Source organism: Kribbella sp. NPDC059898 (assembly GCF_042730855.1).
Taxonomy (GTDB): domain Bacteria; phylum Actinomycetota; class Actinomycetes; order Propionibacteriales; family Kribbellaceae; genus Kribbella.
Window position 1 is genome coordinate 1 of the sequence record NZ_JBHWKR010000002.1, and the last position, 26,283, is coordinate 26,283.

23 protein-coding genes are annotated in these 26,283 nt (G+C 68.4%); 2 read left to right on the forward strand and 21 right to left on the reverse strand.

What is annotated here, in order from left to right:
• From ACFV9C_RS05595 to ACFV9C_RS05650, 12 genes are all read right to left on the reverse strand, one after another.
• Positions 1-1,259, reverse strand: a 1,259-nt coding sequence (locus ACFV9C_RS05595) for an NtaA/DmoA family FMN-dependent monooxygenase (protein ID WP_380190891.1), incomplete at its 3' end; no start/stop codon positions are given.
• Positions 1,256-2,314, reverse strand: coding sequence for an LLM class flavin-dependent oxidoreductase (locus ACFV9C_RS05600; protein WP_380190892.1), 1,059 nt, complete (start codon positions 2,312-2,314; stop codon positions 1,256-1,258). The genes ACFV9C_RS05600 and ACFV9C_RS05595, both read right to left, overlap by 4 nt.
• On the reverse strand, positions 2,311-3,321 hold the full coding sequence (locus ACFV9C_RS05605; protein ID WP_380190893.1) for an aldo/keto reductase: 1,011 nt from the start codon (positions 3,319-3,321) through the stop codon (positions 2,311-2,313). Before ACFV9C_RS05605 ends, ACFV9C_RS05600 begins: the two co-directional genes overlap by 4 nt.
• Before the next feature lies 1 nt (position 3,322).
• Entirely contained in the window at positions 3,323-4,363 is a 1,041-nt protein-coding gene (locus tag ACFV9C_RS05610) for an aldo/keto reductase (protein WP_380190894.1), read from the reverse strand.
• A gap of 10 nt (positions 4,364-4,373) precedes the next feature.
• The gene (locus ACFV9C_RS05615) at positions 4,374-5,645 is read right to left on the reverse strand and encodes an acyl-CoA dehydrogenase family protein (protein ID WP_380190895.1); all 1,272 of its coding nucleotides are present in this window, start codon (positions 5,643-5,645) and stop codon (positions 4,374-4,376) included.
• Positions 5,642-6,712, reverse strand: coding sequence for an LLM class flavin-dependent oxidoreductase (locus ACFV9C_RS05620; protein WP_380190896.1), 1,071 nt, complete (start codon positions 6,710-6,712; stop codon positions 5,642-5,644). The genes ACFV9C_RS05615 and ACFV9C_RS05620 overlap by 4 nt, the downstream gene beginning before the upstream one ends.
• Positions 6,709-7,947, reverse strand: a complete 1,239-nt coding sequence (locus ACFV9C_RS05625) for an LLM class flavin-dependent oxidoreductase (RefSeq protein WP_380190897.1) — start codon at positions 7,945-7,947, stop codon at positions 6,709-6,711. The genes ACFV9C_RS05620 and ACFV9C_RS05625 overlap by 4 nt, the downstream gene beginning before the upstream one ends.
• Complete coding sequence (locus tag ACFV9C_RS05630) at positions 7,937-9,151, reverse strand: acyl-CoA dehydrogenase family protein (protein ID WP_380190898.1); 1,215 nt, start codon at positions 9,149-9,151, stop codon at positions 7,937-7,939. Before ACFV9C_RS05630 ends, ACFV9C_RS05625 begins: the two co-directional genes overlap by 11 nt.
• Before the next feature lie 305 nt (positions 9,152-9,456).
• Positions 9,457-11,079, reverse strand: a complete 1,623-nt coding sequence (locus ACFV9C_RS05635) for a dipeptide ABC transporter ATP-binding protein (protein ID WP_380190899.1) — start codon at positions 11,077-11,079, stop codon at positions 9,457-9,459.
• The gene (locus tag ACFV9C_RS05640; protein WP_380190900.1) at positions 11,076-11,885 is read right to left on the reverse strand and encodes an ABC transporter permease; all 810 of its coding nucleotides are present in this window, start codon (positions 11,883-11,885) and stop codon (positions 11,076-11,078) included. Before ACFV9C_RS05640 ends, ACFV9C_RS05635 begins: the two co-directional genes overlap by 4 nt.
• A 305-nt stretch (positions 11,886-12,190) precedes the next feature.
• A complete protein-coding gene (locus tag ACFV9C_RS05645) occupies positions 12,191-13,366 on the reverse strand; it encodes an ABC transporter permease (RefSeq protein ID WP_380190901.1) in 1,176 nt (391 codons plus the stop codon).
• Complete coding sequence (locus tag ACFV9C_RS05650; RefSeq protein ID WP_380190902.1) at positions 13,363-14,994, reverse strand: ABC transporter substrate-binding protein; 1,632 nt, start codon at positions 14,992-14,994, stop codon at positions 13,363-13,365. Before ACFV9C_RS05650 ends, ACFV9C_RS05645 begins: the two co-directional genes overlap by 4 nt.
• Positions 14,995-15,117: 123 nt before the next feature.
• Between ACFV9C_RS05650 and ACFV9C_RS05655 the strand changes: the two genes are divergently transcribed.
• Complete coding sequence (locus ACFV9C_RS05655) at positions 15,118-16,188, forward strand: acyl-CoA dehydrogenase family protein (protein WP_380190903.1); 1,071 nt, start codon at positions 15,118-15,120, stop codon at positions 16,186-16,188.
• Positions 16,189-16,340: 152 nt separating this feature from the next.
• Here ACFV9C_RS05655 and ACFV9C_RS05660 read toward each other — a convergent pair whose 3' ends face one another.
• The 5 genes from ACFV9C_RS05660 to ACFV9C_RS05680 all read right to left on the reverse strand — a co-directional run bounded on the left by ACFV9C_RS05660 (position 16,341) and on the right by ACFV9C_RS05680 (position 22,227).
• The gene (locus ACFV9C_RS05660) at positions 16,341-17,990 is read right to left on the reverse strand and encodes a dipeptide ABC transporter ATP-binding protein (RefSeq protein ID WP_380190904.1); all 1,650 of its coding nucleotides are present in this window, start codon (positions 17,988-17,990) and stop codon (positions 16,341-16,343) included.
• The gene (locus ACFV9C_RS05665; RefSeq protein WP_380190905.1) at positions 17,987-18,838 is read right to left on the reverse strand and encodes an ABC transporter permease; all 852 of its coding nucleotides are present in this window, start codon (positions 18,836-18,838) and stop codon (positions 17,987-17,989) included. Before ACFV9C_RS05665 ends, ACFV9C_RS05660 begins: the two co-directional genes overlap by 4 nt.
• Positions 18,835-19,866, reverse strand: a complete 1,032-nt coding sequence (locus ACFV9C_RS05670) for an ABC transporter permease (protein WP_380190906.1) — start codon at positions 19,864-19,866, stop codon at positions 18,835-18,837. Before ACFV9C_RS05670 ends, ACFV9C_RS05665 begins: the two co-directional genes overlap by 4 nt.
• On the reverse strand, positions 19,863-21,572 hold the full coding sequence (locus tag ACFV9C_RS05675) for an ABC transporter substrate-binding protein (protein ID WP_380190907.1): 1,710 nt from the start codon (positions 21,570-21,572) through the stop codon (positions 19,863-19,865). The genes ACFV9C_RS05670 and ACFV9C_RS05675 overlap by 4 nt, the downstream gene beginning before the upstream one ends.
• A 94-nt stretch (positions 21,573-21,666) precedes the next feature.
• On the reverse strand, positions 21,667-22,227 hold the full coding sequence (locus ACFV9C_RS05680; RefSeq protein WP_380190908.1) for an NADPH-dependent FMN reductase: 561 nt from the start codon (positions 22,225-22,227) through the stop codon (positions 21,667-21,669).
• Between the two features lie 127 nt (positions 22,228-22,354).
• On the opposite strand from ACFV9C_RS05680, the gene ACFV9C_RS05685 reads away from it, so the two are divergent.
• Positions 22,355-22,714 carry a winged helix-turn-helix transcriptional regulator gene (locus ACFV9C_RS05685; RefSeq protein WP_380190909.1) on the forward strand — a complete coding sequence of 120 codons (360 nt, stop codon included), beginning with the start codon at positions 22,355-22,357 and terminating at the stop codon, positions 22,712-22,714.
• Positions 22,715-22,716: 2 nt separating this feature from the next.
• Here ACFV9C_RS05685 and ACFV9C_RS05690 read toward each other — a convergent pair whose 3' ends face one another.
• The 4 genes from ACFV9C_RS05690 to ACFV9C_RS05705 all read right to left on the reverse strand — a co-directional run bounded on the left by ACFV9C_RS05690 (position 22,717) and on the right by ACFV9C_RS05705 (position 26,273).
• Positions 22,717-23,688, reverse strand: a complete 972-nt coding sequence (locus tag ACFV9C_RS05690) for a zinc-binding alcohol dehydrogenase family protein (RefSeq protein ID WP_380190910.1) — start codon at positions 23,686-23,688, stop codon at positions 22,717-22,719.
• Between the two features lie 424 nt (positions 23,689-24,112).
• Positions 24,113-24,616: a flavin reductase family protein gene (locus ACFV9C_RS05695; protein ID WP_380190911.1), complete on the reverse strand. Its 504-nt coding sequence runs from the start codon at positions 24,614-24,616 to the stop codon at positions 24,113-24,115.
• Positions 24,613-25,116, reverse strand: a complete 504-nt coding sequence (locus ACFV9C_RS05700; protein WP_380190912.1) for an NAD(P)H-dependent oxidoreductase — start codon at positions 25,114-25,116, stop codon at positions 24,613-24,615. Before ACFV9C_RS05700 ends, ACFV9C_RS05695 begins: the two co-directional genes overlap by 4 nt.
• The gene (locus ACFV9C_RS05705; protein ID WP_380190913.1) at positions 25,113-26,273 is read right to left on the reverse strand and encodes an LLM class flavin-dependent oxidoreductase; all 1,161 of its coding nucleotides are present in this window, start codon (positions 26,271-26,273) and stop codon (positions 25,113-25,115) included. Before ACFV9C_RS05705 ends, ACFV9C_RS05700 begins: the two co-directional genes overlap by 4 nt.
• Positions 26,274-26,283: the final 10 nt, after the last annotated feature.

A 26,283-nucleotide genomic window follows, 5' to 3' on the forward strand; every position in this document is an offset into this window, starting at 1 on the left:
TGGCGGAGGGTGGTGCCGGGCGGGGCCGGGGTGAAGAGATCACGTTCGACGAGGAGCGGGACGACCTGACGGGCGAAGCGCTCGAAGTCGACCGACGTGTCGGCGTACATGATCGTGAAGCCGTCGGCGGTGCCGGCGCGCCACCACGATTCCAGGTCGTCGGCGATCTGCTCGGCCGTGCCGATCACGAGGCGGTGGCCGCTGCCGGGTGCGAAACGGGCGAGTTCCCGCGCGGACAGCGGGCGCTCGGCGAGCAGCGCCCGGGTGCTGACCTGGAAGCCGACCGAACCGGCCTCGGCCACCGGGACGTCCGGGAGGTCGTCGAACCGGATCGGCTCGTCGAGGTCTCGCTCGGGTAGGCCCAGGCTGGTGAGAACGCCGCGCGCCAGGTTGTCCATCGGCAGCGTGCCGTACAACTCGTCGGCCCGTCGGCGCGCGTCGTCCTCGGTCTCGCCGACGAGAACGATGACGCCGAGCGACACCTTCACGTCGTCCTGCCCACGCCCGGCGGCGACGGCGCGGCCAAGGATCTCGTCCCGGAAGTCGACGGCCTTGGCTTGCGTCTGCGCGACCGTGAAGATGACGTCGGCCAGTTCCGCGCCGAGTTTCAGGCCGCCCTCGGAGCCGCCGGCCTGCACGACCACGGGATGGTCGCCGGGCACCGGTAGCGGTCCGGCGACCGAGAAGAACTCACCGTGGTGGTCGGCCGGATGGATCCGCGCGGGATCGGCGTACCGGCCGGTCTGCTTGTCGGCGATGATCGCGCCACGCTCCCAGCTGTCCCACAACCGGCGTACGACGGTCAGGAACTCGTACGCCCGCCGGTACCGGGTCTCCTTGGCCATCGGCTCGGTCAACCCGAAGTTCGCCGCCGCGGCCGGGGCGTAGGTGGTGACGAGGTTGACCGCGGCGCGGCCCTTGGTGACGATGTCCAGCGCCTGGAAGCGACGCGCCAGATTGTATGGCGAGTTGTAGCTGGTCGAACTGGTGATCAGTACGCCGACGCGTTCGGTCACCGCCGCCAGGTGTCCGAGCAGGATCAGCGGATCGATGCCGGTGCCTGGGTTGGTACCGACCTCCGGGCCGAGCGCCGGCGCGTCGCCGAGGAAGATCGCGTCGAGGCCGGTCTCGTCGGCGAGCTGTGCGAGTCCGCGGAAGTAGTCGACGTCGAGGTACGCGCGAGGGTCCGCGTCCGGCAGCCGCCAGGCGCTCCGGAAGTGTCCCGGGGTCATGAGTGAGGCGATCAGGTGGAAGGTCATCGCGCTTGCTCCCAGCCGAGCAGGCCGGCGACTTCCGTTGCTGCCTGCAACAATCGGAGGTGCTCGTCCACCGGCGGTACGCCGGGCACGAAGCTCACCAGCAGATCGGTCACGTGTTCGAGGGCCGGGTCGGCGGCGAGTGATTCGGCGATTCCCTCCGCGGGTCCGAGCAGCGCGTTGTCCCGTTCGAGGAACTCCTCGACCGTCAGCTCGGGCAGGCTCCGGCGCGACGCGATCCAGGATTGCCACCGGCTCGCTCCTGGTGCCACCGCGGCGACCGCCGCGGCACGATCCGGGTGCGGATAGATCGCCCGCGAGACCTGCACCCGTGGCGTGACCTCCGGATAGGCCGCCTGGTGCGCGCCCCGGAACGCGGCGACGATCTCCGCTTGGCGCCCGGGTGTCTGCTGCCGGTTGAACGACGTCGCACGCGAGAGCTGCAGACCGTCACCCGCGCGTCCGGCGGCTTGGGCGGAGGCGATCGCGACCGCTGGGTCGGAGGACGTCGCCTGCCACAACCGCCGCCGCAGACCGCGAGCCGGTGGATGGAGTACTTCGCCGAGGCTGTTCACCGGATGACCGGAAAGCAAGCGGTGCAGGCTCGTCACGCGCTCGTCGTACAGCGTGTGGCGATCCGCGAGGTCCTTGCCGAAGGCGTCCCAGGCACCGGGGAACGGGCCGGAGCCGACACCGAGCTGCAGCCTGCCGCCGCTGAGTTCGTCGAGGGTGGCGGCCGCCTCCGCGACGACGAGCGGGTCCTCCAGCGGCAGCACGTACACGCCGGTGCCGAGGTGGATCCGGGTGGTGTGCTCGGCGATCGCGGCCAGCAGTACCAGCGGCGCCGAGACGTGCTCGTTGCCCTGCCGGAAGTGCCGGTGGATCACCCAGCCGGAGTCGTACCCGAGCTCCTCGGCAGCCTTGAACAACTCGATCGCCTGCCGGTACGCATCCGCCGGCGCACTGTCATTGTCCAGATGCAGCAGAAACCCAAGCCGGAACGGCCGCCCGTCCCCCACCCCGGCCCCGATCCGGCTGGCGGCCACCGCCTCGTTCATAGCTTCAGCCCGGTGCCGTGGATACCGTGCTCGTCCACGATGGCCAGCTCTTCGTCGGTCAGCGCCGGGAAGCTCAAAGCCTGCAGGTTGTGGTCCAGCTGCGCGGTCGAACTGGCCCCGATCAGCGCGGACGTGACCTCGTCCCGGCGCAGGACCCACTGCAACGCGAGCTGCGCGAGGGACTGCCCGCGGGACTCGGCCAGCTTGTTGAGTTCCGTCGTACGACGCCTGTAGGTCTCGTCGATCACGTCTGGCGAGAGGAACGTGCTGTTCTGCGCACGTGCACCGTCGGGAATGCTGTCGAGGTACTTATCGGTCAACAGACCCTGAGCGAGCGGGCTGTAGACGATGACACCGAACCCGTCCCGGTCCGCGGTCTCCAGCAGACCGTTCTGCTCCGGACGGCGGTCGTAGATCGAGTACCGGGTCTGGTGGATCAGCAGCGGTACGCCGGCCTCCCGCAGCAGCTCGGCCGCGGCATGGGCGCGGTCCGGCAGATAGTTGCTGATGCCGACGTACAGTGCCTTGCCCTGCTGTACGGCGCTGACCAATGCCCCGACGCTCTCCTCCAGCGGCGTCTCCAGATCCGGGCTGTGGTGGTAGAAGATGTCCACGTAGTCGGTGCCGAGGTCGCGCAGACTGTGTTCGAGCGACGTCAGGATCGACTTCCGCGAACCGCCTTTCAGATAAGGGCTCGGGCCGATCGGGTTGCCGGCCTTCGTCGACAGGATCAGCTCGTCACGGTACGACGCCAGATCCGACGCGAGCAGCCGCCCGAAGGTCGCCTGCGCGGCGCGGTGCGGCGGGCCGTAGCGGTCCGCGTTGTCGAAGTGGCTGATGCCCAGATCGAACGCGTGCAGGATGATCTCGCGCTGCGTCTCGTACGCGTAGTCGGTGCCGAATTTCTGCCACAGCCCGAAGGACACGGCTGGGAGGACAAGTCCGGAGGAACCGGTCCGGCGGTAGGGCAGGGTTTCGTATCTGGCCGGGTCGGCGCTGTAGGTCATCTCATACCTCTCGGTGGCGGAGGGCGGCTGGTTGCAGGGATGGGGTGTCGCGACCGGTGTCGCGTTCCAGGAACTGGGTGCCCGGATCGACGATCTCGTCGATGCGGTCGAGGAGCTCGTCGTTGAGCTGTACGTCGACCGCCCGCAGGTAGGCATCGAGGTGCTCCCGCGTCCGTGGTCCGATGATCACGCTGCTGACGGCCGGGTGATTCAAGGCGAACGCGATCGCCAGCTCGACCAGCGTGAGGTCATTGCTCTCAGCAAGCTTTGCCAGCGCGTCGGCGGCGGCCAGTTTGCCCTGGTTGCGATCCAGCGAGATGTCGAAGCGGCCGGCGATCAGGTCCGCACGCGCCGACTCCGGCTGCTCTCCGCCGAGACGGTACTTGCCGGACAACCACCCTGCCGCGAGCGGGCCGTAGCTGAGCACGCCGACGCCGTACTTCCGGACGACGGGAAAGACCTCCCGCTCCACGCCGCGGACCAGCAGCGAGTACGGCACCTGCTCGGTGTGCGGCGCGATCAGGCCGTACTTCTCCGCGAGCCACTGCGCCTCGACCAGCTGGTGCGCGGGGAAGACAGAGGTGCCGTAGTACCGGATCTTGCCGGCGCGAACCAGACCGTCGAGGGTCTGCAACGTCTCCAGCAGATCGGTGTGCGGATCGGGTCGATGCGCTTGGTAGAGGTCGACATAGTCGGTGCCGAGACGGCGCAGGCTGTTCTCCACCGCCTGGGTGATCCACCGCCGGCTGTTGCCCGCGTGCTGTGGGTTGTCTCCCACCTGGCCGTGGAACTTGGTCGCCAGGAAGAGGTCTTCCCGTCTGGTCGGATTGTTGACAATCGCCTTGCCGACAATCTCCTCCGAGCGACCGTCGCCATAGACGTCGGCGGTGTCGAGCGCGGTCACGCCGGCGTCGATGGCGGCGTGGATGATCTCGATGCTGTCGTCCTCGGCGGCCCGGCGCCCGAAGTTCATCGTCCCCAGGGTGAGTGGTGGAACGAGTACTCCGGTGCGGCCGAGGCGGCGGTCGAGTGCGAGTGCCATGGTCGTCCCTTCAGAACAGGCCGGTTGGAGGCGGTTCGTCACCGGTCAGGTGGAAGCCGCCGACGACCGCGGCCTTCCAGTTGCGCGGGTTGTGGTTGGCGACGGTCCGCGCATTCCGCCAGTGCCGATCGAGCGCCGTACCACGATCCGTCGCCGAACCACCCCCGACGTCGAACACAAGTTCCCCCGCCCGCAACGCCGCCTCCACCGCGACGTACTGCGCCTGCGCCACCACCACCGCCGCCCAAGCCCCCGCGACACGCACCGGATCACTGGGAGTGGCCGAGCCAGGTGCGGCCAACTCGTGGTCGCCGGCGGTTGGCACGGCGGCCAGTTCTTCGGCTGCGAGCAGGACCACCGCTCGTGCGGCGTTCGCCCTTGCCGCGATTTCGCCGATGACGTGGCGTACGTATGGATCGTCGACGGCGCGGTCCGCCGTGCTGTGCTTGATCGGTCGTGCCTTCTCCCTTGCGAACTGGACCGCGTCGTCGAGCGCGGCGCCGGCGATGCCGGCCTCGATCGACGCGAGGTACAACTGCGCGAACGAACCCTGCCAGGGGTTCCGCGGCGGCGCCTCGTCGGCGCGAATCAGCTCGTCCGGAGAGACCCGTACGTCGTTCAGCCGGGTCGTCCCGCTCGCCGTCAGCCGTTGCCCGATCGCATCGAAGTCGTCGAGCCGCTCCACGCCCTCCCGGTCAGTTGGAATCGTGAAGCGGACGATCTTGCCGTCCTCGTCGGTCGCCGTACCGCCGAACCACTGCGCGAACAGGCCGCCCGTCGAGTAGTACTTCGCGCCGCTGAGCACCTGTCCGTCGCCCTTGCGGAGCAGTCTCGTCGCGACCGCACCCGCGGCGCCGCCGCGTTCGTTGGCCGTACCAGCGAACAGGTCACCGTTTCGCAGTCGTGCCAGTGTCCGTTCCCGGTGCGGGAGGTCCCGCCGTGCGACCACACTCGCGGCGGTCAGGAAACTCGAACGAAGCGCCTGCGCGACGTTCGAGTCGGCGCGCGCGATCGCGATGACCAACTCCACGACATCGCGCAACGTCCCGCCCGCACCCCCGTCCTCGACCGCGACACCGATCAGCGTAATCCGCTGCTCAGCCAGCGCCCGAACCTCCTCGAACGGATAGTCCCGAGTACCTTCCCGCTCCCGAGCCGTCGCAGCAAGCCGCTCCAGCACCGGAGCAACACCTGCCTGGATCCCTTCAACAGTCAGGCGCTCCGGAGCAGACGATGTGGTGTCGGTCAGGCCCTGCGTAGTAGGCGGTGCGATGGCGGTCATGCTGTCGCCTCCCGTCCAACGCCAACGGAACTCCGCGCATCAGCCGCCCCAGGCAGCGCGCCCGGTGTCGCGTTTGGCGTCGCACTTGGCGTCGCGGAAGTTCCCGTGTCCGGTGGGTGTGCGGTGGGCGCGACCGGTGCGAGGCCCAGCGCCTCCCGAAGGCTGCGTGCCGGTCCTGGGGCCACGAGTCTCGACACGGCGCTCTCGATCAACGCGAGGAATTCGTGGATCGTGCCGTTCAGGGTCAGCACCAAGCCGTCCAGGGATTGGCTGGTCACCTGGTCGTGGAGCCAGTCGGCGTCGATGCCCGGCGGCACCTGGATCCGGCCGAGCAAGGCGACCTCAGCGCGCGTGCGGCCGCGTCGTTCCAGCTCGGTCGTCAGGGCGGCGTCGGCGAGCGGCGCGGCCGCGATGTCGACGATCACCGCGTCGGCATGGCCGACCACGCAGGCGATCTCGGACGCGTCAGTGACCGCCGCGACCTGGACCGGCCGGCCTTGCACCGACGACGGGCCGTCGAGCGCACCGGCGACTCGATAGAACCGCCCGTCGAACCCAGCAGGCCGGATCAGCTCGTCGCGAACGAAGATTCCCGCCTCCTGATCCCCGACCAGCGCCTCGGACGGGAACGAGTCCCACAGCCGCCGCAGGATCTCGGCGTACTCACACCAGCGCTCCTTCGAATCACTAGCCGCAGCATCGGGTACGACGGCGTCCGTCACCTCGTCGCCCTCCCCCGGCCGCAGCACGAGCCCAGCTCGACCGCCGGTCGCCCGGTCGATCGAGTGGATCCGCCGAGCCAGGTTGTACGGCGCATGATGCGTCGTCGATACGTCCGCGAGGTAGCCGAGCGCCGACGTACGCCCGGCGAGGAACGACGCCACCACCGTCGGATCAAGGACAGCGAAACCCGGCACCGCGTCGAGCAACCGCAGCCCGGCAACTCCGGCCGCCTCGGCCACCTGCGCGATCCGGACCGCGTCGGACAAGCTCCCCACCAACGGCGAATCGGGCCCGCGCCCGTCGGCGTCGATCAGCTGCCCGACGCCCAACTCCAACACGATCATCGCGCCGCCTCCAAAGGACCCCACACGCCGCGCGGCACGTCCGGTACGCCGAGACCGAGGTGGTCGCGCAACGTCGTACCGGCGTACTCGTGCCGGAACAACCCGCGCCGCCGCAGCTCCGGAACGACCTGCTCGACGAAGTGGTCGAATCCCGACGGCAGTACGTCGGGCATCACGTTGAACCCGTCCGCGGCGCCCGCGTGGAACCAGCGCTCGATGTCGCCGGCGATCTGCTCCGGTGTGCCGACCACGATCCGGTGACCACCGCCGCCGCTCAGCTTCTTCAGCAACTGCCGCAGCGTCGGGTTGTCGCGGTCGATGATCCCCTTCACCATCCGGTAGAACGTCTGCGACCCGCCCGCCGCGTCCGGTTCTACCAGCAACTCGGCAGGGATCGGCTTGTCGTCGTCCAACCCGTCCAGCGAGAAGCCCAGCTGCCCGGCCAGCCGCGCACGCGCATACGCATCAGGCAGCACCTCGTCCAGCAGCTCCCGTCGTTGCCTCGCCTCCGCCTCGGTACTGCCGACGACGGTCGACAGCCCTGGGAGTACGACGACCTCCTCGGGCCGGCGTCCGAAGTCAGCGGCACCGAGCCGGATCTCGTCGCGGAACGTACGGGCATGCTCGAGGTCCTGATCGGCGGAGAAGATCACCTCGCCGATCCGCGACGCCAGCCGGCGCCCGTCGCTGGACCCGCCGGCCTGCACCACCACCGGCCGGCCCTGCGGGGACGTGTGCTCGGTTCGTTCCGCCCAGGTCCCGACGACCTGTTCCACGAAGTCGGCCGCCCGGCGGTACCTGAGCGCGTGGTCCGGCTCACCGTCCCGCCCGAAGTTGCGGGCGGCAACAGGTCCGGCGGTGGTGACGACGTTCCAGCCGACGCGACCGCCGGAGACGTAGTCCAGATCGGCGACTCTGCGAGCCAGCTCGGCAGGATCGTTGTACGACGACGACAGCGTGCCGATCAACCCGATCCGCTCGGTCTGCGCCGCGATCCGCGCGAGCACCATCGTCGGCTCGAGGTTGTTGCCCGGCCGGTGCCGGACCTGCGGGTCGAGCACCGGGCCGTCGGCCAGGAAGACCGCGTCCAGTTGCGCGGCCTCGGCCTTCTTCGCGATCTCGGTGTAGTGGTCGATCGTGTAGCTTGCGGTCGCGTCGGTGCCTGGGAAGCGCCAGGAGCCGCCGAAGACGCCGGCGTTCAGGATGTTCACGTTGAGATGCAGTTCACGACTCATGGTCGCTCTCCTTCCGATCGACGAGCACACGGTCGAACGAGCTGTCCGGTGGGGTGCCGTTCACGAGGTAGGCGCCGATCACCCGCGGTTTGTAGATGACCGGGTTGTGGGAGGCGAGCGTGCGGGCGTTACGCCAGTGCCGGTCGAGGTGCGTACGCTCCCGGACGGCCGACGAACCGCCCGCGTTGAAGGCGATCGTCGCGGCGTCGAGGACCGCCTCGATGATCGCGACCTGTGCCGCGGACACGTCGGCGAAGTTCGCGGCGTACGCCTCCCGTGTCCCGGCGGCGTTGGCCGCTTCCAGTCCTTCCGCGGCCAGCCGCAGCAACGTGTCCGCGGTCAGTGACCGGGCGTGGAGCGTGCCGATGACGCCGAGCACCTCTGGGTCTGCGGTCGCCTCGGTCGACAGCGCGTGCAGGCTCGTCCGCTGCCGAGAGCGTACGAGCGTGATGGTCTCTTCACGGATGCTGCGGGCGATCCCGGCGAGGTTCGCCAGATGCACGATCTGGAAGAAGGCGGGCAGCGATCGCAGCGCCTCGCGGACCAGGCCCAGCCGGCCGTGTTCGGCGACCGGGACCGCTTCGAAGTACGTCGTACCGCTGCCCGTCAGGCGCTGCCCGACGCCGTCCCAGTCGTCGGCGTGGACGACCCCCTCGTGTCGCGCCGGTACGACCGCAAACGCCCGCTGCCCGTCCTCGTCGAGCACCGCGACCCGGATGTAGTCCGCGAACAACGACCCGGTCGAGTAGAACTTGGTGCCCGAGACAACCAACTGTCCGTCAACCCGATGCAACCGGGTAGTGATCTCGAACCCGGTGCCAGCTCGTGCAGCATCCGTCCGCACGGACCCGTTCTTGCCGACATCCGCCCGAGCGGCTCCGGCCGGCTCGGACTGCGCGTTGCCGAAGACCGCGCCGGCAGCTATCCGCCGGAGCCAGTACGCGGCGCTCTCCGGGTCGTCGCTGTTGCGCAGGATCTCGACGGCCGAGAAGTGCCCGCGGAGGATCTGCGGCACGTTCGAGTCGGCTTGCCCCGCCTCGGCGAGCAGGTCGAACAGGGTTGGCAGGTCGACGCCGTACCCACCGTTCTCCACCGGCACCCGCAGCCGACCGAACCCGGCGTCCGCGAGTTCCCGCACCAGCTCGAACGGATGCGTCCGTGTCAGGTCCCGCTTCCCGGCGCCCTCCGCCAACCGCGCAAACACGTCCCGGAACCCAGGCAACGCGTCCGCCAAGGTCGGCGGCCCCGCAACAGGCGGAGGAGCCGGAGCCGGCACCAAGGTCAGTGCGGAAGCTAGGGACGCGGCCGTGGTCGATGGTGCGGCTGATGCCGGGGGCCGAGGCGCGCCTGAGCCCGCACGTAAGGCTGAGGCGGGTTCCGGGGCAGGCGCGGGCCCGGAAGCGGGGGCGGGAACCGACTCAGCCTCGGAGGCGGGTACCGCGGTCGGGGTGGAGGCGGGAGCTGAGGGTGTCGTGGTCGCGGAGCTGGTCGATGGGATGGTGTGGTTGGTCATGATGCTCCCTTTCCCGTGGCGGCGAGGGTCTTGCCGGCGACGGCGCTGAGCAGTTGGACTGTGTAGTCGGCTGTTGGCGCTGTGAAGACCTGCTCGGCGTCGCCCTGTTCGACGATGCGGCCGCGGTGCATCACGGCGACCTGGTCCGAGACGGCGCGTACGACGGCCAGGTCGTGCGAGATGAACACGTACGTCAGCGCCAGTCGCTCCTGCAGGTCGCCCAGCAGCTCGAGGATCTGCGCCTGGACCGACACGTCGAGGGCCGAGATCGGTTCGTCGAGTACGACGATCCGCGGTTCGAGCACCAGTGCCCGCGCGATCGCGACCCGCTGCCGCTGGCCGCCGGACAGCTCACGGGGATGCCGATCCACGAAGTCCCCCGGCAACGCCGCGGCCTCCAGCGCCTGCACCACCCGTTCCTCGTGCGTACGACGGCTACGGCGCGGCGGCCAGTGCTTCGCCGGCGTGAACGACAGCAGCGGCTCGGCGACCACGTCGTAAACGTCGAACCGGGGATCGAACGACGAGTACGGGTTTTGGAAGACGATCTGTATGTCGCGGCGCAGCGGACGGAAGTCACGCCGGGACAGCCCGGTGATCTCCTTGCCCAGCAACTGCACGCTGCCCGCGGTCGCCGCGGTCAAGCCGGTCAGTACTCGGGCCGTGGTGGACTTCCCACTGCCCGACTCCCCGACGATCGCCAGCGTCCGTCCCGCCTCGACAGTGAACGACACGTCATCCACGGCGACGAATCCGTCGTACTCCTTCCGCAGATTCCGCACCTCGATCACCGGCTCCGGGTCAGCAGGCGCCGGGCGTTCGCGCGCGAACTCTAGCCGTGACGGGACGCTTGCCAGCAACTGCTGGGTGTACGGATGTTGTGGGTTGTCCAGCACCTCACGCGCCGGCCCGAGCTCGACCAGTTCGCCGCGCCGCATAACGCCGATCAGATCCGCCCGGTCCGACGCCACCCCGAGATCGTGCGTGATCAGCACGACCGCCGTACCGGTCCGGGCACGAAGGTCGTCGATCAGGTCGAGGACCTGGGCCTGCACCGTCACGTCGAGACCCGAGGTCGGCTCGTCCGCGATGATCAGGTCCGGCTCGGCGGCAACCGCCGCGGCGACGAGCACTCGCTGGCGCATGCCTCCGGACAACTCGTGCGGGTATTGACGGTACCGCTGCTCGACATCGGTGAAGCCGACCAGTTCGAGCAGCGCGAGCACCTTCGCACGCCGCTGCGGTGCATCCAGGTCGGTGTGCAGCCGCAGTACGTCCTCGATCTGGTGGCCGATCCGGCGGACCGGATCGAGCGAGACCGTCGGGTCCTGCGGGATCAGGCTGATCGACGTACCCTGCAGTTCGCGCAGCTTGCGGGCGGGGAGGTCGTGGATCGGCTCACCGCGATACCGGATGGAGCCGCCGGCTACTACCGCGTTGTCCGCGAGCAACCCGAGAATCGCGTGGCCTGTCGTGGTCTTGCCCGAGCCCGACTCACCTACCAACGCCAGAACCTGTCCCGAGCCCACCTCGAATGACGCACCGTCGACGGCTCGGGCGAGCCCGTGCTCAACGCGATAGTCGACACTCAGATTGTCGACAGTCAACAATTCGCTCATGCGTGCCGCCTTCCCGACAGGTGATGCGAGAGGTGGTTCGTCGCCAGGACAACGGCGACCACGGTCAGCCCCGGCCACAGGGTCAGGTAGCCGCGGGTCGCGATGTAGTTGCGTCCGTCCGCGACCATCCGGCCCCACTCCGGATCCGGCGGCTGGGCGCCCAGCCCGAGGAAGCTCAGCGAGGCGATCCAGATGATCGCGATCCCGAACTGCACGGTGATCAACGCGACCGTCGGCGCGATCGAGTTCGGCAGTACGTGCCGGAGCAGGATCGAGTACGTCGACGCGCCACTCGTCACCGCGGCGTCGACGTAGTTGCTCGCGCGGGCCCGCAGTACCTCCGCCCGGATCAGCCGGGCGAACGTCGCGGACGACGTCAACCCGACCGCGACCGCGGCCTGCACGATCCCGAACCCCAGCAGCACCACGATGGTGATCGCGAACAGGAACCCCGGAATCGACAGCAGTACGTCGATCAGCCGCATCACCACGCTGTCGACCACGCCACCGAACCAGCCGGCCAATGCCCCGACGAGGGATCCCACCACCACGCCCACGAGCACCGCGATCGCCGATCCGCTCAGCGAGGCACGCGCACCGTAGACCAGCCGGGCGAACTGGTCCCGCCCCAACTGATCCGTCCCGATCCAGTGCGCACCGGACGGTGGCTGCAACTTGCCGGCCGGATCAACCTGCGTCGGTCCGTACGCCGTGAACAACCCCGGCACCACCGCCCAGAGCAGCACCAGCACCACCACCGCACCCGCCAGCAACAAACTCCAATGCCCACCAACCCACCGCAACACCGCCGCTGCACTCGCCGAACTGCGCGGCCGCGCGCCGGACTCAGATTCCCCGGTGGCCCCTGCACCGCGCTGTGGTGCAGGCCCTTCGGAGCCTCGCAGGGCACCCCGCGCACCGTCGCCTCCGGCGCCCGACCTACCATCGCGGACGCCGACGGCCCCACCTCCCTTCCCAACATCACGGGCGCCGACGGCATCCCCACGTCCCGGCAAGCCATCGCCAACTCCGGGCGCTCTGCCGGCCGGCCCAGCCTCTCGTGCACCGGCGCGCCCGCCGGTCGGTTCGGTGCCCTTGGCAACGAAGTTGCTCATGGCATCGCCACCTCCGCCGGGAGCCGGCGGGCCGCCGGCTCGGCTCCTGACCCCGAGGTGAGCCCGGGAGCTGACCCGGCGTGCAGCCCAGGGGCGGGCACTGCGGGCTGCCCGGGGGCGGAGGCTCCTGGCTGCCCGGGGCTGGACCCGGCCGGCTGCCCGCGGGTGGACCCGGCCGGTAGGTCAGCGGTTGACTCCACCGCCTGCCCGTCCGTACGCCAGCGTGCGGATCGGCGTGATCTGCCCTCGACGAGGATCCGTGGATCGACGAGTGGGTACACCAGGTCGACGACCAGGTTGACGACGACGTACGCCGCCGTACTCAGCAACACCACGCCCTGTACCACCGGCAGGTCCTGGGTGTTGACGGCGCTCACGGTCAGCTGACCGATCCCTGCCCTGGCATAGACGGACTCCGTCACGACCGAACCGGCGATCAGCTCGCCGACCGCCAGACCGAGCAGCGTCAGCACGGGCAGCGACGAGTTGCGCAGAACATCCTTCCGGAAGATGTACCCCTCGCCGGCCCCCTTCGCTTGCAACACGTGTACGAAAGGCTGTCGACGGGTCGCCCGCATCGAGGTCGCCAGCACCTGTGCCAGCGGCGCAGCCACCACCAGCCCCAGCGTGGCAGCCGGCGCGATCAGCGCCCGCAACGTCCCGTCGTCCACCGACGGAATCAGCCGCAGCCGAAACGACAAGTACTGCAGCGCCACGATGCCGACCACGAAGGTCGGCACCGAAGCGAACAACGACGGCACCGCGGTGACCAGCGAACGCAACCACCGCCAGCGCCCGTAGTTGATCAGCACCGCCACGACGCCAGCGAACAGCACCCCGAACACGAGACCGAGCCCGGTCAACTGCAGCGTGCTAGGCAGCGCACTGGCGATCAGGTGACCGACCGAGTCCCCGCTGCTCAACGAGTACCCGAACTCTCCCCGGAAGACGCCGCCGAGCGCATGCAGGTACTGCTCGGCGAGCGGTCGGTCAAGGCCGTAGTACGCCAGCATCACCTTCGCCTCCTCCGGCGAGATCTGCGCCTCGGGGTTCGCGATCCGGTTGTGTACCGAGTCGCCCGGCAGGGCGCTCAGGAGCACGAACGACAACGTGTACGCGGCCCACAGCACCAGTACGGCCTGCGCCAGGCGTTTCCCGACGTACGCCGTCATTTCGACAACCAGGTGTCGTACAACCAGGACCTTGCCGTCGACTCGGTCGCGAAGCCGTGGATCTTCGGACCGAGGCCGAACACCTGCGTCTCGTCGTACAGCGGGATCACGTAGCCCTGCCCGAGCACGTAGTCCTCGATCTCCTGGATCGCCGCCTTGCGCTTCGCAGGATCGAACTGCACTGCCTGAGCAGCGAGCAGCCCGTCGAGCTTCACGTCCGCCTTCGGGCTGTGGAGCACGTTGTAGCGATCGCTGCCGTACGACGCTCGCAGTACGCTCGGCTCCCCAGTCGACGTCTGCCCCTGGGTGAAGGACCACTTGGCGCCACGCGCCGTCTCGAGGGCCTGGTACTCGGTCAGCGACGCACTGTTGATCTTGAGCTCGACGCCGGCCTTCTTCCACTGCGACTGCAGCAGCTCGAGCACCGACTGCGAGACCTGGTAGTACGGCGAGACCCAGATGTCGAAGTGCAGGCGCTGACCGTTCTTGACCCTGATGCCGTCCGCACCGACCGTCCAGCCGTCGGCGTCAAGGAGCGACTTCGCCTTGTCGAGGTCATAGGTGAGGTACTTGCTCGAGTCCCCGCGCAACGGCGTGCCCTTCACCAGCAGACTCGTCGGCACCGGGTAGCTCGGCGACAGCACGGTCTTGTTGATCTCCTGCCGGTCGGTCGCCGCCTGCAACGCCAGCCGGATGCTCTTGTCCTGGGTCAACGGGTTCGCGTCGAGCTGGAAGGCGAGTTTGTTGGTCTCACCCTGCACCGGGATCGCGTCGATCTTCCCGCCACCCGCGGCCACGGTCTGCTCGTCGTACGGCGCGATGTTGCGGGCGATCTGCGCCTCACCGGACTGCAGCGCACCGACCCGGGTGCCGGCCTCGGGAACCGTCTTGAAGACGATCTTCTCCAGGTACGCCTTGCCCTGATGACCGGAACCCTCCGGCGCCCAGTTGTAGTCGTCGCGGCGCTTGAGGGTAACCCCGGTCGTGCCGTCGACCTTCTCGACCACGAACGGTCCGGTGCCGACCCAGTTCTCCAGCTTGCTCTGACCGTTGAAGTCCTGCTTCAGGTACGGCTTGCCGAGGATCGAGCTGGCCCGGTAGTTCGACAGGACCTGAAGGAAGCCCGCATTCGGCTTGGTCAGCGTCACACGTACCGTCTGCGGGTCGACGGCCGTGGTTCCCTTGTAGTTCACCCAGAACGAGTCCGGCGGGATGGCCAGCTTCTTGTCGCCCAGGCCGTGCTGGTCGAAGTTCAGCTTGACGGTCTCCGCGTCGAGCGGATCGCCGTTGCTGAACGTCACCCCTTGGCGCAGGTGGAACGTGTAGGTCAGGTGGTCGGGGCTGATCTCCCAGCTCGTCGCCAGCCACGGCTTGAAGTCACCAGTCTTTGGGTCCTGCCAGATCAGCCGATCCACCAGGTTGTCGGTGACGTTGCTGTTCGACCAGGTCGAGTTGGTCGCGTTCCAGGCGACGTACTGGATCGGATCGTAGAAAGTCAGCGTGCCGCCGGACTGCGGGGTGCCGCTGCCGGTATCGCTGCCCGCGGACGATCCACCACAGGCCGACAGCAACAAGGCAGCGGCCGTCAACGCGGCCGTGGCGACCACGGATCTCCTGGATATGCGCATGGTGGACTTCCTTCTGGTACGGCCCCGAGTCTCACGTTATGTCTAGTAAATCTATAGACATAAGTTGCTTAGTAGAGTCGCGTCTCACCAGACGATCAACGGGCGGGAGACGAGATGACGACGGTGAGTTCACTGCTTGAACGGGTCGGTAAGTACGCCGCCGATCACCTGCGGCCGCGTGCGCTGGAGACCGAACGCGTCGGCGTCACCGACCAGGTCATCCGCGACCTGAGGCAACTCGGCGCTCTGAACCACCTGGCTCCCACCGCCTACGGCGGCGCCGATCTGGATCGAGACGCGGACCGCCGGCTGCACGAGATCATCGCCGGCGCCTGCTTCAACACCTGGCTGGTCTGGGCCCAGCACGGCCCGCAGATCGGCCGCATCCGCCAGGCCGTCGAAGACCCCGGCCGGTTGCTCGACTCCGCCCTCGCTGCCTCCATCCTGCGCGGGGAGGTGTTCCTCGGCGCGGCGTTGAGCGACGTTCGGCGATATCCGGACCGGTATGTCGCGGCACACCGGACCTCGAACGGCTGGACGTTCGACGGGACGATCTCGTGGGTCAGCGGCTGGGGTCTCAACGAATGGCTCGGCGTCGCCAGCGTCGACGACAGCGACCCGGCCGAGCCGCGCGTGGTGTACGGACTGATCCCCGTCGGCGCGGGCGTCGACGCGTCGCCGCTGCGGCTGAGCGCGGCCGGCGGGAGCCGGACCGAACGCGTGACGCTCAACGGGATCGCCGTACCTGAGAACCACGTCATCGCCGTACAGGATCTCGAGAGCTGGCGTGCGGCAGACATCGCGGCCGCCGCCGACGCGCGGCCGCACCATTTCGGGCTGGCGGCAACGGTTCTGGACGAGCTCCACGCCTCGTCGCATCCGGCCGCCCGCCAGGTTGCCGATGCCTGGGCTCCGCGGGTGGCCAGGATCCGGGAGCAGGCGTACGCGATCACCGACGAGGTCGCGGCCGCAGGACCAGGCACACCACAGCGCGTCGAGGAGCGCCTCGCTCTGAAGGTCGCCAGCGGCGAAGCGCTCGCCACCCTCACCCGCGCGCTGCTCGTGTCCCGCGCCGGCCACGGCCTGACCGACGACGACACCGCCCAACTCCACGCCCGCTCAGCCCTCTTCCTCCTCGTCCAAGGCCAGACCGCCGCAGTCCGCGAAGCCCAACTGAAGGCCCTGGCCGGTTGATCCCCGTCCGCCACCGGCAGCCGACCTGAGCCCGGCGAGCCGGGCGGACCCCAGCCACTCACCAACCGCGGCCGCAGCTGCGATTCGACCACCAGGCACGCGTGAGCAGGGTCAGCAAGCCTCGGTTGATGAGTGGCAGAGGTCCGGCCTTACTAGGCCGACTGTTCGGATGGCGTCTCGTACCGGTGTGCTCCGGGGATCGCGGCGAGGAGTTCGCGGGTGTAGTCGTGTGTGGGAGAGCGGAGTACCTGCTCGGCCGGACCGGATTCGACGACCGCGCCGTCCTTCATGACCGTCACGTCGTCGGCGATCTGCCGGACCACACCGAGGTCGTGGGTGACGAACACGTAGCTGAGGCCGAACTCGGCCTGCAGGTCGACCAGGAGCTGCAGGATCTGCGCCTGCACGGACACGTCCAGTGCACTGACCGCTTCGTCGAGAACGAGGATCTCCGGGTTCAGCGCGAGCGCCCGAGCGATCGCCACACGCTGACGCTGTCCCCCGGACAGCTGCCCCGGCAACCGGTCGAGGTACTCCTCACCGAGCGAGACCGCGTCGAGCAGTTCGCGTACCCGGGCCCGAAGCGCCCGTTTGGGAGATCCAAAGGCACGTAGGGGCTCGGCGATGATCCGGCTCACGGTGAACCGCGGATCCAGCGAGGTGAACGGATTCTGGAACACGAACTGCAACCGCCGGCGAAGCTCACGCAGCGGACCGCGGCCGAGTCCGGTCAGCTCGACCTCACCAACGTGGACCACACCTGCATCGGGCGCGACAAAACCAGCCAGAACGCTCGCCAGCGTGGACTTCCCCGCACCAGACTCTCCGACCACCGCATGCGTCGTGCCAGCTCGAACCGCAATACTCACACCATCCAATGCCCGTACGACGTGACTCCGCCCGCCGGCACGTGCGACGTACTGCTTCCGCAACTCACGCGCCACGATCGCCTCAGATCCATCGGCCGACCGGAGGAGCGCCGCCTTCTCCTGCACTTTGGCGGGTGTCAGGCGACCAGGGCGGTGGGCCGATGCCAGCAACCGGCGCGCGTACTCGCTGCGCAGTGGCCGTTCCAGCAGCTCCGGCGCGGTGCCCTCCTCGACGATCTTGCCCTCGCGCATCACCAGGATGCGATCGGAGCGGTCGAGGGCGACGCCGAGGTCGTGGGTGACCAGTAGGACGCCGAGCTCGAGACTGCGGCTGAGCTCGGTCAGATGGTCGAGGATCACTCGCTGCACGGTGACGTCGAGGCCGCTGGTGGGTTCGTCGGCGAGGATCAGCTTGGGTTTGCCGGCCAGCGCGATCGCGATCAGAGCGCGTTGTTTCATGCCGCCGCTCAGTTCGTGCGGGTACTGCTCGTACAGTCGCTCCACGTCCTTCAGCCCAGCCGTCCGAAGATAGCCGAGCGCGTCCTCGCGGTCCGCCCTACCCGGGCTGTTGAACCGGACCGCCTCCAGCACCTGGCGGCCGATCTTCTTTGTCGGGTTCAGTGCGGTGCCGGGGTCCTGCGGTACGAACCCCACATAGTTGCCGCGCACCCGAGTCAGCCGCTTGTCGGACCAGTTCGTGACATCGACCCCGGAGTACGCGATCGAGCCGCCGCGGATCCGCGCCGCGTCCGAGAGCAGGCCGAGCGCGCCCTGGATCAGCGTCGACTTCCCGCAGCCCGACTCCCCCACCAGCGAGACGAACTCGCCCGGTGCGACCGTCAGGCTGACACCGTCGACCGCCGGCGTCCAAGAACGCCTGCCGCCGCGGTAGTCGACAGCCAGGTCCGTGATCGACAGCAGTTGCTCGGTCATCGGGCGTGGTCCTTCCGGAACGACGTGCTGATGCGGTGCGTACTGAGCACGACCAGGGCCAGCGCCAGGCCGGGCAGGATCGAGACGTACGGGTGCACCGCCAGGTAGTCACGGCCCTCGGCGACGAGCAGACCCCACTCCGGTTCCGGCGGCGGGGCGCCGTACCCGAGGAAGCCGAGCGAGGCCACCGCGAGGATCGCGGTTCCGACCTCGAGCGCGGCGAGGGCGAGGACGGAGTTGAGCGAGTTCGGTACGACGTGCCGCAGCACCACGGCGGGCCGCCGTACGCCGGCGCCGTACGCCGCCTTCACGTAGTCCTTGCCCGCGACCGTCAGCACCTCGGCGCGCATCACCCGGGCGAACGCCGCGATGGACGAGATGCCGACCGCGATCGCGATGTTGTCGGTGGAGTAGCCGAGCACCGAGACGATCACCATCGCGAGCAGCAGGCTCGGAATCGACAGGAACACGTCGATCACCCGCATCGTCGCGGTGTCGATCGCGCCACCCAGGTAGCCAGCCACGAGCCCGACGACCGTACCGACCCCGAAGGCGATCAGTACGGCGACCAGCGTTGCCGTCAGCGTCGTACTGGCGCCGTACACCGCCCGGGCGAACAGATCCCGCCCGAGTCGGTCCGTACCGAACGGATGCGCCAAGCTCGGACCGGCAAAACTCAGGTTGCTGTCACCTTCGTACGGACTGGCCGAGGTGAACAGCCGAGGCACGACCGCCCAACCGGCAGCGATCACCACGATCACCCACGAAAGCAACAACACAGGCCGCCGTAGGAGGTCCGCGAGCCTGCCGGGGAGCGCCCACCAGCCGGCCTCCGTGGGGCCGTTCACGCCGTACCCCCAGCCGCGGAAACCGCACCGGCCGGTCCACTGCCGGATGCCTCTCCACCCGGCACGCCACTCCCCGACCGAGCCGCTCGGCCCGTCAGCGTGCTGCGGAGGCGGGGGTCGAGGAGTGGGTAGATGAGGTCGATGGCGAGGTTGATGAGTGCGAAGCTGGCCGCGACGAAGACCACGATCCCTTGCACCAAAGGGATGTCGAGGGTGTTGATCGCGGTCTGGGTCAGGCGGCCGATGCCCTGGCGGGCGAAGACCGTTTCGGTGATGACGGAGCCGGCGATCAGGTTGCCGAACGTGATGCCCGCGATCGTCAGCGCGGGCAGGCTCGCGTTCCGGAAGACGTCGCCGACGACGATCGCCGACCGCGGCGCGCCCTTCGCCCGGCTGGTGGTCACGTACCCGGCGCGGAACTCGCTCGCGAAGCTCCGGACCAGCAACTGCGTGATCGGCCCGGAGACCGGGATCGCCAACGTCACGATCGGCAGCACCAGACTCTTCACCCCGGCGTTCCCGAACGACGGAAACCACCCCAGCCGGAACGAGAAGACCTGCAGGAAGATCACCCCAACCAGGAACACCGGAACCGATACCGATGCCGACGGCAACGACTCGACGACCTCCCGGAGCCACCGCCGGCGGGTCGTGGTCGCGACGACCGCCGTCACGAACGCGAAGACCAACGCCAGCACCAGCGCCCCCGTCGCCAGTACGAGCGTGCTCGGCAACGAGTCGAGGATCGCCGCATCCACAGCACGCCCGGACAGCACCGACGTACCGAAGTCTCCACGCACCGCGTGCCCCAGCCGGTCGAGGTACTGCACCACAACCGGCCGATCGAAGCCGTAGCTGTGCACGACCTGCGCGCGCACCTCCGGCGGGATGCTGTTGATCTCGGCCGGATCGAACAACAGATCCACCGGATTGGCCGGCAGTACGAACAGCAGCACGAAGGTCACCGTGAAGGCGGCCCACACCACGAACAACGCCCGCCCGACCTTCAGCACGACATAGCGGATCATCTGCTCTTCCACGCGTCGACGAAGTGGTTGCGCGACTGCGCGTCGAAGACGATGCCGTGCACGTACGGCGCCTCGGCGATCACCTGCGACGGGTTGTAGACCGGGTTTGCCAGCGCGTACTTGTCGACGATCAGGTCCTGCGCCTGTTTCGCGTACTCCTTCCGCAACGCCGGGTCGAGGGTCGAGTCGAGCTTGTCGAGCGTGGACACTATCTCGCCGTACCCCGGGAAGTCCTTCGGCAGGTACGACCCGTCGTCGGCCTGCGGGCTGTACGCGAGCCGCAGTACGCCGGGATCGTTGCGGGACCGGTTCGCCGCCTTCACGTTCCACTTGGTCCTCGCCTTGGACTGCTCGGCGGCCCAGTCCGCGAGCGGGAGAACGGTGAGCTGTACGTCGATGCCGATCTTGCGCAGGTCCTGCTGGATCGACTCGTACGCCGGCTTGTTCGCGACCAGATTGTTGATCCCGACAAGCTTCACCACCAGCCGCTGCCCGTTCTTCACCCGGATGCCGTCCGCGCCAGGTACCCAGCCGTCCGCGTCGAGCAGCCGCTTCGCCTCGTCGGGGTCGTACTTCAAAACAGTGTTGCTGTAGTCCACGAACCCGGTGACTGAGTCCGCCAGGATCGAGCGGGCGATCGAGTAGGACTTCGTCAGCACGGTCTTCTCGATCGACTCCCGGTTCCAGCCGCGCTGGATCGCCTTGCGGACGGCGAGATCGTTGGTCGGGAACAGCGACGTGTTGAAGTCCCAGCGGATCGCCGTACCGGACACCTGCCGCGAGATGATCGTGAAGCCGGCCGCCTTCAACGGCTCCTCGTCGGTCGTGCCGACATCCAGCGTCGCGTCGATCGTGCCGGACTTCAGCGAACCGGTTCGTACACTGGCCTCGGGGATGGTGTTGAAGACGATCTTGTCGAGGTACGCCGGACCTTGGTGGTGCAGCGCCGGCGGTGACCAGTTGTAGTCCTTGCGCTTGACCAGGACCGTCTTCACCTGCTCCTGCCAGGACTCGTACACGAACGGGCCGGTGCCGATCACGTTCTTCGGGTTCGTTCGCTGGTCCGCGCTCTTCTTCAAGGTGGACAAGGAGAGGAAGCCGGGTTGGGCGTTCGCGGTGAACGACGTCGCCTGCAGGAAACTCGCGTTCGGCTTGGCGAATCGCACGACCGCAGTGAACTCGTCCGGCGTCGACGTCCCGGCGTACCCGTTGAACAGCGACGCGCCGCTGGCGACGATGCCGAGCTTCGGGTCGCCATGCACATACTGATCGAAATTGGCCTTCACAGCCGCCGCGTTGAACGGCGTACCGTCGCTGAACGTCACGTCGTGGCGAAGGTGGAACGTGAACTCGGTCAACTGCCTGTTGTACGACCAAGACTCCGCCAGCCACGGCGTGATCTCACCGGTCTTCGGGTCCTGCCACGTGAGCTTGTCGGTGACGTTGTTGCCGATGATCGACTCGGCATAGTTGCTCCCCCACTGCGGATCCGGACTGCGCTGGTAGTCGAGCAGCGCGAACTCCAGCGTGCCACCGGAGACCGGCTTCCCGTCCCCCTGCGCCGCAGCCGCATCGCCCGGCCCGGATCCCACCGCCCACACCACCCCAAGGACGGCGATCAGTACTACGGCAACGCCTCCAGCCACCCACGGCCACTTACGCCGCGGCCCACCCGCCTGCTCGATCGAGGTCAATGAGTCGGTCATCGTTGATCCTAATGTCTAGTTCTTTAGTAGACATAATAGGAAAGGCGACCGACCCACGGACCGCCGTCCACGCCTCGGACCGCAGACTGCTAGATCAGCCCTGGCGCACGGTCGCCAGAGCGTTGGACCACGCGACCACCTGGTCGAGCAGTTCTCCGAGCGCGTCGACCTGCCGCTGCTCTGGGCGGAGCGCGGTGAAGTTCTCGAAGTCGGTGTAGAACGAGAGAGCGACCTGACTGCGGACGGTTGCCAGTTGGAGTTCGGCGGCGATCAGGCGGAGGTGCTCGACCGCGCGGGCCGCGCCGACGACGCCGTACCCGACGAAGCCGGCTGCCTTGTTGTTCCACTCGCGGTACAGGTAGTCGATCGCGTTCTTCAGCGCGCCTGACACGGAGTGGTTGTACTCCGGCGTCACGAACACGTAGCCGTCGTACCGGTCGATGGTCTCGGACCAGCGCTTGGTGTGCTCATTGGCGTACTGACCGGCCGACGCCGGAACCGGCTCGTCCAAGTGCGGCAGCGGGTGGTCGAGCAGGTCAACCAGCTCAAACTTGGCGTCGCCGCGCTCCGATGCCTGTTCCAGTACCCACTGCCCCACCGCCTCGCCGTACCGTCCCGGCCGCGTGCTGCCGACGATGATCGCGATGTTCGTCATGCGTTTCCACCTTCTGTCATGATCGATCCCGAGCGGACCGTCGACAGATGCCAACCAGCGCCGAACGCCTTCCATACCGGCCTCGGCACCCGCACTATTTAGTGCGTCACGCACACGGAGGGAAGAAATGGAACCAGAACTCTGCTCCTCCGACGCGTCCCGCCGGCACACACGAGAGGTCCTCCGCCGGGTCGGCGACACCTGGTCGCTGGCGACGATCGCGCGCCTCACCGACAGCCCGCGCCGGTTCACCGAACTGATGAAAGACCTGCCCGGCATCTCCCACCGCATGCTCACCCAGACACTGCGCTCACTCCAGCGCGACGGCCTGATCAGCCGCACCGCGTACGCCGAAGTGCCGCCGCGGGTCGAGTACGCCCTGACCCCACTCGGCCGGTCACTTCTCGATCCACTCACCGAGCTGACGAGGTGGGCCGAGAACACGCACGCCGAAGTCACCGACCACCGCAGCAGGTTCGACGCCTGAGCTCAACCGACGGCGAGCACCAACTTGCCGCGGGTCGTTGCGCTCGCCAGGCGGTCAAGCGCAACCTTGGCCTCGGCGAGCGGCAGTACGTCGGTGACATCGATGCGCACCTGTCCCGACCTGACCAGATCGAGAGCGGCACGCCCGAAGCGACTGACCGCCTCGGGTGCACGTCGAGCGAGATCACCGATGTTGAAGCCACCGACCAACCGGATGTTCTTCCACAGCGGCTGCACCTGCAGCGTGAGGTCCGGGTAGCCGCCGGCATCCCCGAAGGCAGCGAGCCGCCCGAACGGCGCAAGCAACTCGATACTCTCCGCCCGCACCGACCCGCCGACCGGATCGAGCACCAGATCGACACCCCGACCGCCGGTCAACTGCCGGACCTCCTCGGAGAACCCCTCCCGGAGCAGGACCGCGTCGTACCCGAACCCCTCGGCGTACTCGACCTTCTCGAGCGATCCGACCGTACCGAGAACCCTGCCCGCACCGAGCGCCCGGGCGAGCTGAGCCGCGACTGTACCCACACCACCCGCGGCAGCATGGATCAGAACGGTGTCACCGGCAACGATCCGTCCGGTCCCGGCCAGCAGGCCGTACGCCGTCGTCAGCACGGTCGGCGCCGCCGCGGCAACCGTACGGTCGAGGTCCCCGATCGGATAGGTGAACGCCGCGGGCGCGAGAACGTACTCCGCATAACCTCCGAAGCCCGGAAGGTACGCCGTCACCGGATCGCCGACCGCGACGTTGCCGACGTCCGGGCCGACTGCCGCCACCACGCCCGCCGCCTCAAGTCCGGGCACATCACCATCTGGTTCCGGCGGCCCGAAATCACCGCGCCAGTGCTGCAGCTCGGCGAAGTTCACACCGGCGTGCGAGACCTGGATGAGCACCTCGCCATCCCCCGGCACAGACACCGGGCGATCGAGCTGAATCAGGGCACCTCGGACACTCTTGAAACCAATCGCTCGCATGCTCAAAGGCTCACACCAGCCGCAGCACAGCCGGCCGCGATCTCACATCCTGACCCCGAGCGGTCTCCTGGACGGGTGATCCCCGCCCGCCCAGGAGACCGGCACCGGCAGTAGCCCACCACGGTCCGCCGGTTACCCACGAGCATCCACTCGTGGCGCGCCGGATCGTACGTCGACGGTGCGCCCGCGGTCCCGCCTGGTGAACGGGGCCGATGGCAACCACCGGCCAGAGCACGATCCAGCTCGTGGCGTGACCCCGCCGACGACTGACGGGGTCACACCGGAAAGTCTAGTACGACACTAGACATTCACCGCCACGTCTCAGCGCTCGAGATCGGCGAGGCCCGAGTGGCTGAGCTGTCGGCGCGCATCGACGGCCTGACAAACTCGGGACGAACTTGTCCGCAAGATGCCCTGGCCGGCCTCAGGCGGAGGCGGCCAGGCGGCCGAAGCCGCTGCGGTGGAAGATGAGCGGGGGCGAGGTGTCGGCGTGGTCGACGGCGTGCAACCGGAGGAGCACCAGGACGTGATCGCCGGCCTCGACCTCGCGGTAGATCGAGCAGTCGAAGCGGGCCAGGCCGTCGTCCAGAGTGACGGCGCCGTCCGCGGTCGCGCTGATGGCAACCCCGTCAAACCGCCGCTCGACCGGTCCGGCCAGCTGACGGCAAACCTCGCCGTGGTGATCGGCCAGCACCGTGAGTCCGAGCCTGGTCGCGCGCCGCAGCGCCGGCCAGGTCTTGGAGGCCTTCGCCACGGATACCGAGACCAGCGGCGGGTCGAGGCTCACGGAGGTGAACGAGCTCGCCGCCAGGCCGACCAGGCTCTGGTCGACCTCGGCGGCGACCGCGACCACACCGGTCGGGAAGGTTCCGAAGGCCGCCCGAAGAAGCTTCGGGTCCAGATCCTGGTTGGTGGGGAAGGTGGTCACGCGGGTAGCCCTGCCAGCAGCCCCGTGACCGCGGGCAGCGTGTCGTCGAGCCAGTCCTTGTAGGCCGACGGGTCGTCGTACTGACTGTCGAGGACATACAACGCCCGACCTGGCACAGTGCCGCCGAGTTCTGTGAGGAGAGGGCGCAGGTGCAACTCCGCTGCCAGCGCGTGCCCCGGTCCGGCACCGAGCATGAGCGGTACGGCGACACCTCGCAGTCCCGTACCTCCGGCGAACCGGTCGAGGAACAACTTCAGCAACCCCGTGTAGGTCGCCTTGTAGGTCGGGCTCGCGACGATAACGAGGTTCGCGGCGCCGACCTGCTCTACCAGCGCGCCGACAGACGGCGACTTCCAGTCGAGGAGCTCAGCGCCGACGGCAGCCAGGTCGACGACGAGATCAGGCTCGCCGCCGGTGAGTTCGCGGGCGAGATATTCGGCGGCCGCGAACGTACGACTCTGCGGCTTCGGGTTGCCGACGACAACGGCTGTGCTCGTCATGAGGCTGCCTTTCCAGCAGGAGCGCCGAACGGGACGGTCGACCGGGTTGTCACCGGTGCGGGATGTTGCCATCGGCCACGACGTGCGAGCTCAGGCAGGACGCCTTCGCCGAACCAGTAGGCCTCTTCCAGGTGGGGGTAACCGGACAGGACGAACTCCTCGATGCCAGCCTCGGCGTACTGCTCGATGAGGTCGGCGATCTCGTCGTACGAACCGACCATCGCCGTCCCGGCGCCACCGCGGACGAGACCGACGCCGGCCCAGAGGTTCGGGTAGATCTCCAGGCCGTCCTTGGTGCCCTGGTTGAGCGCGAGCATGCGGCGCTGTCCCTCTGCCTCGCTGCGCTTCAGCCCAGTCTGCACCTCGGCGATCTGCTCCTCGGAGATCCCTTCGAGCAGTCGCGCCGCCTCCGACCACGCTGCGTCTGACGACTCCCGCGCGATGGTGTGCAGCCGTATGCCGTACCGCAGCTCACGTCCTTCATCGGCGGCCAGCTTGCGGACCCGGGCGATCTTGTCGGCGACCGCTTCGGGCGGTTCGCCCCAGGTCAGGTAGACGTCGGCGTGCCGGGCCGCGACCTTGAGCGCCGCGTCGGACGAGCCGCCGAAGTAGATGTCCGGGACCGGATCGGGCCGTTGCGCGAGCGTCGCCTCCTCGACCTGAAGATGACGGCCCTGGAACGTGACCGTCTCGCCGGCCCAGAGCCGGGTGACGATCTCGAGGAACTCGTCGCACCTCTCGTAGCGCCCTTCCTTGTCCAGGAAGTCGCCGAACATGCGCTGCTCGTGACTCTCGCCTCCGGTCACCACGTTCAGCAGGAGCCGGCCGCCGGACAGGTTCTGGAAGGTGCCCGCCATCTGAGCGGCGAGGTACGGCGAGATCAGCCCGGGGCGGAAGGCCACGAGAAACTGCAGTCGCTCGGTCACCGTACTGAGCATCGCGGTACTGATCCAGGCGTCCTCACACCAGGCGCCGGCCGGCGTCAGCGCGGCCTCGAAGCCGAGTTGTTCCGCGCTGCGCGCTATCTGCCCCAGGTACGGGACTGAGGCCGGGCGGCCGGATGCGCCTGCGCCGACCCCGTGGCCGCCGCCGACCACCTGCCGTCCGTCGCCGCCGTTCGTCGGCAGGAACCAATGGAACTTGAGCTGTGCTGACATCCAGGTCCTC